Below are 13,105 nucleotides of genomic sequence, written 5' to 3'. Positions count from 1 at the left end.
CGTACTGCAGGTGGCTGCTGACGGGAGGTGGGAAACGGCGGCGACGGTCACCCTCGCGGAGGGTCGTGTCCGTGCGCTGGAGGCCGTCAATCAGGTCGCCCGGGCGGCTCAGCACGACATCGCTGTGGAAATCCTGTGGCCGGTGCACGCCTTCTGCGGCGTGCGCTGGACGGTCGACCGCTGGGACGAGGCCGCTGTTCGGACCGGGCACGCACACGACACCTTGACCGCGGGGCACGCGGCCGAGGCAGCACTGTTCGCTCTGCTTGGCAGCGCCCCGCATGCCATGGTGGAGTTCGCCGAACTGGGCGCCGTGAACGCTTGGCGGTCAGTCGGGCCCGTGGCCCTCTGGCACCAGGGCGAGGAACTCACCGGGGAGACGATCGACACCGCTTTGCGCCGCCGCCCCGATGTCGGGATCTGCGAGCACCCCTTGGCGGTAGAGCTCGCCGTGACGAGCCCCCGCCCCTGCTGGGTCGGAGTCCATGTCTCGGTGCCACACGGGCAGGTCCACCATCTCGACCGCCGGGCACTGAACGCCGTGCTCGACAGCGCAATGCCCGATGACAAGCACAGCGCCTGACACGCATCAGCTCCATGGACATTCTATCCAGCCTGGACTTATAGTCCGAGCATGACTGCGGATGAGAGCTCCGACCCTCGGGTGCGGACGTGGGCACCGGCGTGCCGGGCTGTTGCGCTGCTGCTCGGTCCGTACGCCGAGGTGGTCCTGCACGATCCGGACACCGACCGGATCCTGGCCATCTGGAATCCGATGTCGTCACGCGGTCCGGGGGACCCGTCGCTGCTCGGCGAGCTGGATTCGCTCGATCCGTCGGCCCGGGACGTGTTCGGGCCGTACGAGAAGCTGCTCGCGGACGGCCGACGCCTGTCGTCGGTCAGCGCGGTCCTGCGCGACCCGGACGGCAAGGCTTCGGCGGTGCTGTGCGTGAACCTCGACCGCACGCCGCTGGAGCGGGCCGCGGACGTGCTGTCCGCATTCGGCGCTCCGACCGTCTCCCGCCCGGAGCCGCTGTTCGAACAGGACTGGAGCGAGCGCGTCCAGCACGTCGTCGGCGCGTACGTGCGCGAGTGCGGCCGCCCGGTGGAGCGCCTGACCCGCCAGGACCGCCTGGCCGTCCTCGCCCGACTGGAGGAGGCCAAGGTCTTCGCCGTGCGCCGCGCCACTCCCATCGTCGCCAACGCCCTGCGCGTCTCCCGATCCACCCTCTACAGCCTGCTGACCGAACTCAGAGCACCCAGCACAAAGGACCCGACGCTGTGACCCGGCTTCCTGACTTCCGCCTCGAAACCCACTTCTCCCGGTGGGAGTTCACGGCGCGCCACCACCTGACCGCCTCCGACGTCCAGACCCTGTCGCTCAGCGAGCTGCTCGCGCTGGCTGACGACCAGGACCGCGCCACGTTCGAGAACCTGTCCCTGGGCTACACCGAGACCTACGGCGATCCGGCGCTGCGCGAGGTGATCGCCCAGACGTACGAGCAGGCGGACGCCGCTGACGTCATCTGCTTCGCGGGCGCCGAGGAGGCCCTGTATCTGGCGATGAACGTGCTGCTGGACGCCGGCGACCACGCGGTGGTCGTGACCCCGAACTACCAGGCGGCCGAGACCGTGCCGTTGGCCCTGTGCGAGGTCACCGGCGTCGCTCTCGACCCGGACCGGGACTGGGCCCTGGACCTGGATCAGGTGAAAGCAGCGATCCGGCCGAACACCCGGGTGGTGTCGGTGAACTTCCCCAACAACCCCACCGGCAAGGTCGTCAGCGTCGCGGACTTCACGGAACTGGCGCGGCTCTGCGACGACCGCGGCATCCACCTGTTCAGCGACGAGGTCTACCGCGGCCTGGAACGTGATCCGGCCCGCACCCTCGCGCAGGCCGCGGACCTGTCCGAGCGCGCCCTGTCGCTGAACGCGACCTCGAAGGCCCTGGGCCTGCCGGGCCTGCGGATCGGCTGGATCACCTGCCGCGACCGGGACCTCCTCACCCGGCTGGAGCGGGCCAAGCACTACACCTCCATCTGCAACTCCGCCCCCAGCGAGGTTCTGGCCCGTATCGCGCTCAAGGCCCGGCAGCCGATCCTGGACCGCAACCGTGCCCTGATCGAGGAGAACCTGCCGGTATTCGAAGCGTTCTTCGCCGAGTTCGCGGATGTCTTCGAGTGGAAGGCGCCGGACGGCGGCTGCGTGGCCTACCCCCGCTACCTCGGCGCGGAGGGCGTGGAGGAAGTCTGCACTCGTCTCGTGGACGAGGCCGGCGTTCTGCTGCTCCCCGCGAGCATCTACCGCTCCGAACTCAACCCCACACCCGTCGACCGGTTCCGCATCGGCATCGGCCGCCGCAACCCGGAAGAGGGCCTTGCCGCCTTCGCGCAGTGGATGCGGGCACAGCGGTGACCCCGCCCCTCTTCGACGCCGCCGTCATCGAGCGGGTCGCCACCGCGGACCTGGTCCTCGACGCCGTCCGCGAGGCACTGATCGCCCACGCCAGAAGACGCACCGCCGTGCCCCCACCGCTGCACATGCAGTTCCCCGACGCCGACGGGGACTGCCACGTCAAGGCCGGCTGGGTCACCGGAGCCCCCGAGTTCATTGTCAAGATCGCCACCGGCTTCTACCGCAACCCCGAGGCCGGCCTGCCGTCCAACAACGGCCTGGTGTGTGTTGTCAGCGCCCGAACGGGCCAGGTGCGCGCGATCCTCGACGACCAGGGCCTGCTGACCACCTGGCGCACCGCGGCCGCGGGCGCACTGATCACCCACGCCATGGCCCGTCCGGACGCCGCGACCCTGGCCGTCTTCGGCACCGGAGAACAGGCCCGGCTCCAAGTCGAATGGCTGGCCGGACTCCGCCCGATCAGCACGGTACTCGTTCACGGACGCAGCCCTGGCAACACCCGAGCGCTGTGTGAGGAGTTCAACGCGCGGGGCCGTCATGCCCGGCCCGCCTCCGCCGAAGAAGCCGCGGGCGCCGACATGGTCATCACCACTACGCCGGCCACCGCCCCGGTCCTGCAGGCCGCCCATGTCCGCCTTGGCGCGCACGTGACCGGGATCGGCACGGACATGCCCCACAAGAACGAGCTCCCCCCGGCGCTCTTCGCCCGCGCCGCAGTGATCGCGACGGACGACCACGAGCAGTGCGTGGACCATGGCGACTTCGGCCACGCGGTCCGCGCCGGAGCCACGACCACCACCAGCGACATCCCCGCCGGCCTCCTGCTCGAAAGGCCCTTCGAGCGTCCGGACGAGGCGATCACCGTCGCAGACCTGACCGGCGTCGGCGCACTCGACGCTGCCCTCGCCACGGCGGTCCTACGCGGACTCGCCCCGTAGCCCCTCGGGGCAGACAGCCGCCGGACGACGGGCCCGGCCGACTGCCCTTTGTGCGCTACCCCCGCTCCTTCTGCGCAGGAGGTCACGGGGTCCGATGAGCCTGCTCCAGCCCGGTCTGGGGAGAAGGTACTCCGGGCGCCGTGTTCCGGCGGCGGCTCTTCAGGAGAAGCACCGACCCTGAAACCAGTGCCACACCGGCACCCACGGCTGTCCACAACCGCTTCTGTTCCCACTCGTCCACGTCGGCCAGGTTCAACTCGGCCCATCGGCGCGAGCTCTCCCACTCGCGCAGGAGCGCGAGTTGCCTCGCCCCTTCTGCACCGCGCGACGCACGCAAGGCCCGCTCGGCTGTCGTGATGTCTCTGTCGAGGCGCCACTGAGACTCATCGACCAGCGTGTCGGCCCGCACGCTCGCGGCTGCGCAGATCAAGGCGATCACCAGCAACGCCAGACCGGAGACGAAAAACCTACGATTCATCGACCTTCCCATTCGAGGACAACGCAACGTCGCTTGTGGGATCCACCACCGCGACCTGACAACAAGGGCCTGGCGAGCCGCGCCACGAGAAGCGCGCGCTCATGCGCGGCCGGCCGGGTCAGGTGGTCGGCTGGTCCAGGAATCGCGTCAGATAGGCCCGTTCGGCTTCGGTCAGGCGCCGCGGGCGCCTGCCCTTCAGGTCGTAGGGGACCATGGTGGAGGCGGCTCTCGCGTACAGCGTCTTCTCGTCCCTGACCTCGTACGCGAGGTTGAACGAGACCGCCCTGAGGCCGGTGACCCAGACCTCGATGGTGACGGCCGACTCGCGCCACTCCAGGGGAGTCTTGTACTCGATCTCGTGTCTGACGCTCACGCAGCCTGCCGCGAAGGTGTCCACCCCGGCCATGGAGGCATGGAAGCCGAGCATGTCACTGCGGGCTTCCTCCAGATACGTGAGGAAGACGGCGTTGTTGACGTGCCCATAGACATCCATGTCCGACCACCGGACAGAGCAGGGGTATGAATGGTGAGTCATGTGCAGTGTTCTCCGTCTGGCACAGTGCGCGGGTTCACGGTGTCGGCACCCCGCCGCGACACGGCCGAGAAACGGCCAGCCGGCAGTGCGACTGGCTGATGTCCCCGTTCGTCACCGCCCTCAGCGGCGGCGGCCGCGGGCAATCATCCCGTGCTTCTCCGCCCGGCCACATCTGTAGAACTACTCAACTTGGAGAAGCCGTTGGCACCCGGTCCGGCCTTCCAGCCATAGCTCACGTCCGCCCCGGAGGGAAGGCTCTCACACGGGCCCGCAACGGCGCCGTGGAACTACTCGATCCAGGGCAGTCAAGTGAGTGGTGCGCAGGGACTCCGATGCGAGGTGTGGCGTGGGTGACACCGGCCAGGAAGCGGCCCTTGGAGGAGCTTGCGCCAGTGGCGTGAACTGCTTTAATGCGGCCATGAACGCTGAGCTTCCTGCTGGTTTCGAGATATCCACCGACCCTGCACGCCTCGATCTCGCGCTGATCCACGAGTGGCTGTCGCAGGATGCTTACTGGGCCGTCGGTCGATCCAGGGAAAAGCAGGACCTGGCCATCGCCTGTTCCCTCAACTTCGGCGTCTACGACAGTGCCTCCGGGGACCAGCTCGGTTACGCCCGTGTGGTCACCGACCAGGCCACCTTTGCCTGGCTGTGCGATGTGTACATCGCCCGTGACGCCCGCGGAAAAGGCTTGGGAACCGCTCTGGCCACCGCGGTCCGGGACCACCTTTCTCCCTACGGCCTGAGGCGCATCCTGCTGGCCACGGCAGACGCGCACGCAGTCTATGCGAAGGTGGGCTTCGCATCGCTGGAGAAGCCGGAGAAGTGGATGACGTTCGGGGAGCAGTGAGCTCCCCCAAACGTGCTGGACCAGTCTTCAACAGGTCTGTTTCGGCGAATGTTTCCGAGTGCAGTTCGTGGATAAATCCCATCGCTCCGGGGCTCCGGCCCCGGCCGATTTGACCTCCTGGGGGAGAGGCCGAGTACCAGGCCGAGTACCGTGCCGGCCGTCACCGCTCTCCGGTCCAGACCCGCGCGGGGCCGGCTAGTGCACGGGGCCACGGGCGCCAGGTGAACATTCGGTTTTATCGACGGAAAACGATCGGAAATCTTCGCTGGTAAAAGCGTGGACCGGTCGGCACAGTAGCCCCGGGTTGATCACCCATCCCGGACGAACGAACGCATGTTCGGTTTAGTTACGGGTGTGTCGGAACCCGAAGTGCCACCCTCACCGCTCATGCGGAGACCGTGCGTCACGCGCCAGCCGCATACAACGTCCAGCGACCCGGAGGACTGTCGTCATGAAGCCTGTCAGTCAGTCAGACAGGTCGTGCGGGGGAAGCCGTCTGGGGCCAGGCGGCAAGCCTCACGTCGTCTCCCGCGGATCCGGGAGTGCGCACCGAGGCCGAGGTGACGGCGAGCGGGCGCCTTCCCCGTAGGTGGTCGCAGCGCACCGGACGACACCGGTCGACGAACAACCCACCCTCGACTCAGTCGAGGCCACCTGACCGAACTTCGGGCGGACCGAAACCAGCGGACCGTGCCGAATCCATCATGGAAAGTGAGACGCAGGCGTGAGTGAGCAGCCTCTCTTGAAGCCCGCAGCGCCGCCCGAGTCGGACCAGCGTCGTGTCGACGCCGGAGACGCGGGTTACAGCAAGTCCCTCAAGTCCCGGCACGTCAACATGATCGCCATCGGCGGCGCCATCGGCACCGGCCTCTTCCTCGGCGCCGGCGGCCGCCTCGCCGACGCCGGTCCCTCGCTGTTCGTCGCCTACGCGGTCTGCGGTGTCTTCGCCTTCCTCGTCGTCCGCGCGCTCGGCGAACTCGTCCTCTACCGGCCCTCGTCCGGCGCCTTCGTGTCGTACGCCCGGGAGTTCCTCGGTGAGAAGGGCGCGTACACGGCGGGCTGGATGTACTTCCTGAACTGGGCCACCACCGGTATCGCCGACATCACCGCGGTGGCCACCTACACCCACTACTGGGGCATGTTCTCCGACATCCCGCAGTGGGTGATCGCGCTGATAGCCCTGGCGGTCGTCCTCGCCGTCAACCTGATCTCGGTGCGGCTCTTCGGCGAACTGGAGTTCTGGTTCGCGATCATCAAGGTCGGCGCGCTGGTGGTCTTCATGTGCATCGGCATCTTCCTCCTGGTCACCCAGCACCCCGTCGACGGCCACACCCCCGGACCGGCCCTGATCACCGACCACGGCGGCGTCTTCCCCAACGGCCTGCTGCCCATGCTGCTGATCATCCAGGGCGTCGTCTTCGCCTACGCGGCGGTGGAGCTCGTCGGCGTCGCGGCCGGTGAGACCGAGAACCCCGAGAAGATCATGCCGAAGGCGATCAACTCGATCATGTGGCGCGTCGGCCTGTTCTACGTCGGCTCGGTCATCCTGCTGTCGATGCTGCTGCCCTGGAACAAGTACGTCGCCGGCGAGAGCCCCTTCGTGACCGTGCTCTCCAACATCGGCGTCCCCGCGGCGGGCGGTGTGATGAACCTGGTCGTCCTGACCGCGGCCATGTCCTCGCTCAACTCCGGCCTGTACTCCACCGGCCGCATCCTGCGCTCCATGGCGATGTCCGGCTCCGCCCCCAGGTTCACGAGCGTGATGAGCCGCACCCAGGTCCCCTACGGCGGCATCCTGCTGACCACCGGCATCTGCGTGCTCGGCGTCGGCCTCAACTTCGTCGTGCCGGCGGAGGCCTTCGAGATCGTGCTCAACTTCGCCGCGCTCGGCATCCTCGCCACCTGGGGCATGATCATGGTCTGCCACCTGCTGTTCTGGCAGAAGACCCAGAAGGGCGAGCTGACCCGTCCCGGCTACCGGCTGCCCGGCTCTCCGTGGACCGAGATCGTCACGCTCGGCTTCCTCGCCTCCGTCCTGGTCCTCATGTACGCCGACGGCGGTCCCGGACGCACCACCGTACTGTGCCTGCCGCTGATCGTCGGAGCACTCGTCGTCGGGTGGTTCGGCGTCCGCGGCCGTGTGACAGGCCTGCGGAAGGCCGCAGAGGACGCCCAGGGCAGGTCGTAGGCCAGACACCCGTGGGGGCGGGCCCGCCCAGGCTCCGGTCGTCCGTGACATCGCCTGCCTGACGCGGTCCTGCCCCTTTGCCGGCCATGGACAGCTTTGATCGTGTACGCCGCATCGCTTCACAACGGCGAACATGTCGCCTTACGATCCGACCGCGCCCAGGGAACCGTGGCCGTCCAGCCCCTACGCACCAGCCGGCCGGCAGGCCGAACCGGCCCTGGAGACGTACGGCACGGCGTCCACGGGGTGTGCTTCACCACGGCCACCCGTCCGTCGCGATGCGCACGCCGACCCTCAGTACGCCCATCAAAAAGGAACCCGCGGCGCTGACCCCTGCAACCGCCGCCAGCACGACTCGACCACGAGGCTCGAACGGGCTCAACGCCTGGGCCTACGGAACAACTTCGCCAATGAGAAAGCCAACGGTTTCAGGCGCTGACATGTTCGATCTTCACCGGCTCAGACTCCTCAGAGAGCTCAAGCACCGCGGCACGCTGGCTGCTGTCGCCGCTGCCCTGTCGTACAGCCCGTCCACCATCTCCCAGCAGTTGTCGCTGCTGGAATCGGAGGCCGGTGTCCCCCTGCTCGAGCACGTCGGTAGGCGCGTACGCCTCACGCCACAGGCAGAGATACTCGTGGCGCACACCGAGGCCGTGCTGGAGCGGCTGGAACAGGCGGAGGCCGACATCGCGACGTCCCTGACAGATCTGACCGGAACGCTGCGTATCGCCTCCTTCCAAAGTGCCGCTCTGGCCCTCGTTCCCAACGCGCTGAACCTGTTGCACACCGCCCATCCGCTGCTGCGGGTCCATCTCACACAGATGGAGCGGGAAAGCGCTGTCTCGGCACTGCTCGCTCGCGACTTCGACCTGATCATCGACGTGGAGTACCCGGGTATCCCAAGCCCACGGCCCGCGGAGGTCGAGCAGGAGGACCTGTGTGACGACACCCTGCATGTGGCCCATCCGGACATCGAGGACGCGGCCGATCCCGCCGAGGCGCTGCGTAGACTCGCCGAGCAGCCGTGGATCATGGAGCCGGAGGGGACCATAGCCCGCCGCTGGTCGATGGCACTGTGCCGCGAAGCCGGTTTCGAGCCCGACGTACGCTACGAGTCCACCGATCACTTTCTGCACCTGCGACTGGCTGAACAGGGCCATGCGGCCGCGCTGCTTCCGGGCCTGGTGTGGCACGGCCGCCGGCTGACCGTCCCGGTGCAGCCGCTGCCGGGGGCCCATCACAGGCGCAGGCTGCTCACAGTCGTACGCCGGGGAAGCGGCCACCATCCCACCGTCAAAGCCGCCCGGCAGGCACTGCTCCAGGCAGCTGATCAGCTGGTGCTGTGACGGCGGTCCGGCCCTGTGGAGTGTCTCACGATACGGATAAGTAGGGCATCGCCTGGTAACGGTTTGGGAGGCCGTGACCCGATTTATGGCGTACGGCAATAGGCTGCGTGGGTGCCGATTCTCTCCCGCCGTTCAAAGCCGCGCCTGCTCCCGGAGCTTGATGACAAAGAACTGGGCAAGGTTCTGAAGCTTCTCGTTCGGCTGCCCACGCCGAACATGGTCGATATCCAAGTGGACGCCATCGCGGCAGTCCTGCGGGACGCCGACGCACGAAAGGACTGGGACCGGAAAGCTCATCGTCTGGCGATTCTTGGGCAGGCGGTGGCCGAACGGCAACTGTCTGAGCAGTGGCTGAGGCGTCAGCCGAATGACGGAGAAGCTCGCCTGTTCAAGGCTTGGGTGGACGTCGTAAGAGGCCGTCACCACGGTTCTGTGCCGGACGCACCGGAAATCGCAGAGGCTTGCCACGAGGCAGCGGCGAAGAACCCCGAAGACCCCACACCGTGGGTGGTGCTGCTGGCCTTGTTGCGCCTGCTTCAGCGGCCACTCTCGGAAACGAACAGTGTCTGGAACGAGGCAGTCCAGCGAGACCCCTGGAACCGCCACGCATACTGGGAAATGCTTGGTTACCTCTCGCCGGAGGAATGCGGCTCGCATCTGGAGTGGATGGAATTCGTCGAGACGGTTCAGGATCGCGCGCCGGCCGATGCGCCCACCGCGGGTCTCGCCCTGACAGCGGTGGTGCGGCGTCATGTGAAGGTCGTTCTGCGCGGCGGCGTGCAGGCCTGGACATCCCACTCCTCATGGGAGCAGCCATGGGAATCCGCAGTGCTGGAGCGTGCGGCACAGCTGTGGCTCAGACCCGGGTTTCTGCAGCACGCGGCCGCACTCGCCGACCTGAACACGCTTGCCTACGCACTGGTCGAGGCAGATCGGCTTTCGGAAGCGACAGCCGCCTTCCAGGCTCTCGATGGCGTGGTGACGTCGTGGCCGTGGGAGACGTCAGGGGAGGCCGTGCCGCAGTTCACCAGGGCGACGGAACGGGTCAGACGCCGTCAGGCGGTCTGAAGGCCGACTCGGTGGTCCGGAGCTGGGACGCAAGCCCGACTGCCTGAGTCAAGGCCTGTTGCGGGAAGCCGCGAGCACCGCCCCGTGCGCGGGCAGGGCGTCCGGTCCGAGTTCCGGTACCGAGCGATCGCAGCCGCGAAGCGATCGGCCCCGAACAAGGATCACCGCGCCCCAACCACGCCCGTTCTGCCGGCGACATGGGTCCGACGCCGCAGAACGAGACCAGCAAGAGCCTCAGTTGCCTGGGATGTGTCAGCAGCCCGTGTGGTGATGTGGATATCGCGGGCGATCCCCGCAGGCTCGGACACGCGGAGGAAGCTGACGCCGGCACGGGACACAGCTGCCATCTCCGGGATGAGGGCCACGCCGAAGTCGGCCGCCACCAGCGCCAGGAGAACATCGTAGCTATCGGAACGGTAGGCGATGTCGGGTTCGAAGTGCTGTGCGCGGCAAAGGAGTTCGGTAACAGCCTGAAAGCCCTCGGTCGGCAGGGTGGAAAGCCAGGTCTCCTGCGCGTAGTCACTCAGGCGCGCGGTCGCCTGCCCGGTGCGCTGAAGGTGTGGGGGTACCGCAACCAGCAGCGGGTCGCGGTGAAGGAGCACCTGACTCAATCCGCGCAGGTCGGGTCGGGCAAGGCCGCCGTACTGGTGGGTGACGGCCAGGTCTACGTCACCGGCCGCGACAGCCGGGATGGAGTCCTCGGGATCGGCCTCGGTGAAGGAGACGCGTACCTCGGGGTGCTTGCGTCGGAAGGCGACGAGCGCCGGGACGACCAGAGCGGTTGTCGCGGTGCTGAACGCGGCGACGCTGATCCTTCCGCCGCGCAGGCCGGACACGGAGTGCACGGCCTGCGCGGCGTCCTCCAGTTCCGCCAGCACGCGGTGGGTGTGCTCGACCAGGACCCGACCCGCCTCGCTGAGGCGCACGCTACGCGCCGATCGTTCGAGCAAGGTGACACCGAGTTCCTGTTCCAGCGCCGACAACTGCTGAGAGGCCGCTGACGCCGTGCAGCCGGCCCGCTGCGCGGCGCCGGCGATCGAGCCGGTGCGCGCCACGTCTCTGAGCAGGCTGAGCTTGCGGGGATCGAGCATAAGAGAACCTTACGCTCAGGTGAAGGGCACGCGTCTTCTTCCTGGGCTCGTGGCGGTGGAGCCTTGCTCGACGGCACCACGAACTCCCGGGAGACTCCATGCTTCCCTCACCCACCGATCCGCTGAGAGCGGCGGCCCCGCGCACCGTGCGCACGCCCTCGCCCCTCGATCTGGAGCAGGCCTGGCGTACCGTCCGTGGCCACCTCCGGCCCACTCCTGTCGACCGCGGCACCGACGGGCCATCCGAAGCGGACTTCCTGCTCAAGCTGGAATCGCTCCAGCCCACCGGTTCCTTCAAGGTCCGCGGAGCGCTGAGCGCCCTGTCGGCGGTCGAGGAGGGAACCCGGGTGGTCGCCGCGTCGGCGGGCAACCACGCACTGGGGGTCGCCTATGCGGCCCAGGCCCTGGGCCGCCCCGCCACCGTGGTGGTCGCCGAAAACGCCTCACCCGCCAAGATCTCACTGCTACGGAGGTTCGGCATCGACCTCGTACAGCGGGGCACCTCGTTCGACGAGGCCGAGGCACACGCGCTGGAACTGGCAGCCGAGGGAGCCCACTACGTGTCCCCCTACAACGATCCGCATGTGATCGCCGGTCAGGGAACCATCGGCTTCGAACTCGTCGCCCAACTGAAGGAACGGCCACCGCAAATGACGGTCGTCTGCGGCGTCGGCGGCGGAGGTCTCGCCGCCGGTCTGGGCCTGTGGGCCTCGACCCGACCAGACGTGCGGATCGTCGGTGTGGAGGCCGAGGCCTCCACGGCGGTGAGCGCAGCCGTCACCGCAGGTGGCCAGGTGACGGTCGGCATCGGCAAGAGCCTGGCCGACGGCCTGGCCGGGAACATCGAACGCGGTGCGGTGACTCCCCACCTCATCGACCGGTACGTCGACGACCTGGTGACTGTGAGCGAAGCCGAGATCCGCGTGGCAATCCGCTATCTCGCCGCGGAGCGCGGCTGTATTGCCGAAGGGGCGGGAGCCGCTGCCACCGCCGCACTGCTGGCGGGCAAGGTCACACCCCATGGGCGTGCGATAGCCGTGGTCTCGGGCCGGAACATCACGCTGCCGGCCCTCGCCACCGTGCTCGGCTGAGAGCCGACGCTGTCGGCGTCGCCAGCCCTGATCGGCGTGACGGCGACGTCGCGGCCGTTTCCGCGGCCGTGAACCTCCCCTGCACCGGGCCGGTGTGACCGGTGGGAACCTGACCGATGGGCGATCCGGTGGCGGGATCCCACTGAACGGCGTTGGTGTCAGTGTGGCGACGCGGCCCGGCGTGCGAGCGCGACACGGGCGAGCAGCGCGACGTGGTCCGAGAGGAAGGCCGTGCCGCTCCCAGGCAACGCGACACGGTCAGCGAGGAGGACCTCGGCCGTCGTGACCGGGTGACGGCCGGGATCGCCCGTCACAAGGAGGTAGTCGACCCGGTGCGCGGAGGCGCCGGGAGGCAGCAGTTCGGGGTGGAAGGTCGGTTGATCGGTCGCGGCGAAAGCGTCCCGCCACGCACCGCCGTCGACCACCGCGGAGTACAAGGAGGAACTGCTGGGGACGTTGAAGTCACCGCTGACGATGGCCAGTTCACCGTCGCTACAGCCTGCTCGTCGCAGTACCTGGTGCAGTCTGGCCAGTTGGCCGGCCTGCAGGGCCTCGTGGCGGTTGCCGGCCGACCAGTCGCCGTCCCGGTTGGCGGTGAGGTGAGCGTTGCCGACCAGGGCGGGCAGGTCCGGAAGCCGGAAGGTCAGCACACCCTGCAGGGCACTGCCGACGGTCAGGGCGGCGCGGAACAGTGGCCCGCCGGACCGCGGCCGCACGCCGCGGAACGACCGGTACGCCACCGACCGCACCGGCTGCCTGGAGAACGACACCAGACCGCCGGCCGGCTGGCCGAGCATCCCGGTGGCGCGGGCGACGAAGGGGAAGGACGGCAGCTGCCGGTGCAGGAAGCGCAGCAGTCCCGGTGTCCAGACCTCTTGGAAGTTGACGACGTCCACCCCCGCCCCTTCGAGGAGCCGGCAGAACTCGGCGGCTCGTTCCCGTGTCGGAGGCAGCGGGTTCGACAGTCCGCAGCAGACGTTCAGCGACGCGAGCCCGATCGACCCGTCCCCACTCCGGCCTGTTCCCACATGCGTTCCTTCCGTGTGTCCGGGCCCAGCCGGTGAACCGCCGCCCCAGCTCAGCCTGCGCCGCCGCGACGACGGCG

At 68.4% G+C, this 13,105-nt stretch carries 13 protein-coding genes; 9 read left to right on the top strand and 4 right to left on the bottom strand.

Translation table 11 applies throughout. The features are described 5' to 3' along the window. Positions 1–10 precede the first annotated feature (10 nt). Genes ACZ562_RS00165 through ACZ562_RS00150 form a run of 4 tightly spaced genes read left to right on the top strand, consistent with a single transcriptional unit; the run spans position 11 to position 3,353 of the window. Positions 11–583 carry a hypothetical protein gene (locus tag ACZ562_RS00165; RefSeq protein ID WP_471172211.1) on the top strand — a complete coding sequence of 191 codons (573 nt, stop codon included), beginning with the start codon at positions 11–13 and terminating at the stop codon, positions 581–583. A 51-nt stretch (positions 584–634) separates the two neighbouring features. Then, positions 635–1,285, top strand: a complete 651-nt coding sequence (locus ACZ562_RS00160; RefSeq protein ID WP_471172207.1) for a helix-turn-helix transcriptional regulator — start codon at positions 635–637, stop codon at positions 1,283–1,285. Next, positions 1,282–2,415, top strand: coding sequence for a pyridoxal phosphate-dependent aminotransferase (locus ACZ562_RS00155; RefSeq protein ID WP_471172203.1), 1,134 nt, complete (start codon positions 1,282–1,284; stop codon positions 2,413–2,415). The genes ACZ562_RS00160 and ACZ562_RS00155 overlap by 4 nt, the downstream gene beginning before the upstream one ends. Continuing rightward, a complete protein-coding gene (locus ACZ562_RS00150; RefSeq protein ID WP_471172202.1) occupies positions 2,412–3,353 on the top strand; it encodes an ornithine cyclodeaminase family protein in 942 nt (313 codons plus the stop codon). The genes ACZ562_RS00155 and ACZ562_RS00150 overlap by 4 nt, the downstream gene beginning before the upstream one ends. Positions 3,354–3,435: 82 nt before the next feature. Here the strand turns inward: ACZ562_RS00150 and ACZ562_RS00145 are convergent, their stop codons facing one another. Next, on the bottom strand, positions 3,436–3,798 hold the full coding sequence (locus ACZ562_RS00145; protein ID WP_471172199.1) for a hypothetical protein: 363 nt from the start codon (positions 3,796–3,798) through the stop codon (positions 3,436–3,438). Between the two features lie 151 nt (positions 3,799–3,949). Continuing rightward, the gene (locus ACZ562_RS00140) at positions 3,950–4,366 is read right to left on the bottom strand and encodes an acyl-CoA thioesterase (protein ID WP_471172194.1); all 417 of its coding nucleotides are present in this window, start codon (positions 4,364–4,366) and stop codon (positions 3,950–3,952) included. Positions 4,367–4,784: 418 nt separating this feature from the next. On the opposite strand from ACZ562_RS00140, the gene ACZ562_RS00135 reads away from it, so the two are divergent. The 4 genes from ACZ562_RS00135 to ACZ562_RS00120 all read left to right on the top strand — a co-directional run bounded on the left by ACZ562_RS00135 (position 4,785) and on the right by ACZ562_RS00120 (position 9,818). Next, on the top strand, positions 4,785–5,216 hold the full coding sequence (locus tag ACZ562_RS00135) for a GNAT family N-acetyltransferase (protein WP_471173906.1): 432 nt from the start codon (positions 4,785–4,787) through the stop codon (positions 5,214–5,216). 724 nt (positions 5,217–5,940) lie between these two features. Continuing rightward, positions 5,941–7,404: an amino acid permease gene (locus ACZ562_RS00130; protein WP_471172192.1), complete on the top strand. Its 1,464-nt coding sequence runs from the start codon at positions 5,941–5,943 to the stop codon at positions 7,402–7,404. 440 nt (positions 7,405–7,844) lie between these two features. Then, on the top strand, positions 7,845–8,750 hold the full coding sequence (locus ACZ562_RS00125; RefSeq protein ID WP_471172189.1) for a LysR family transcriptional regulator: 906 nt from the start codon (positions 7,845–7,847) through the stop codon (positions 8,748–8,750). Positions 8,751–8,861: 111 nt separating this feature from the next. Continuing rightward, entirely contained in the window at positions 8,862–9,818 is a 957-nt protein-coding gene (locus ACZ562_RS00120; protein ID WP_471172185.1) for a hypothetical protein, read from the top strand. 161 nt (positions 9,819–9,979) lie between these two features. On the opposite strand, the gene ACZ562_RS00115 is transcribed toward ACZ562_RS00120, so the two are convergent. Then, complete coding sequence (locus ACZ562_RS00115; RefSeq protein WP_471172183.1) at positions 9,980–10,909, bottom strand: LysR family transcriptional regulator; 930 nt, start codon at positions 10,907–10,909, stop codon at positions 9,980–9,982. A gap of 98 nt (positions 10,910–11,007) precedes the next feature. Here ACZ562_RS00115 and ACZ562_RS00110 point away from each other — a divergent pair, with 98 nt between their 5' ends. Then, entirely contained in the window at positions 11,008–12,000 is a 993-nt protein-coding gene (locus ACZ562_RS00110) for a threonine ammonia-lyase (protein WP_471172179.1), read from the top strand. Positions 12,001–12,158: 158 nt separating this feature from the next. Here the strand turns inward: ACZ562_RS00110 and ACZ562_RS00105 are convergent, their stop codons facing one another. Next, positions 12,159–13,028 carry an endonuclease/exonuclease/phosphatase family protein gene (locus ACZ562_RS00105; protein WP_471172177.1) on the bottom strand — a complete coding sequence of 290 codons (870 nt, stop codon included), beginning with the start codon at positions 13,026–13,028 and terminating at the stop codon, positions 12,159–12,161. Positions 13,029–13,105: the final 77 nt, after the last annotated feature.

This window comes from Streptomyces sp. NPDC040410, from assembly GCF_055595715.1.
This window is presented reverse-complemented; position numbering and strand designations above follow the sequence as displayed.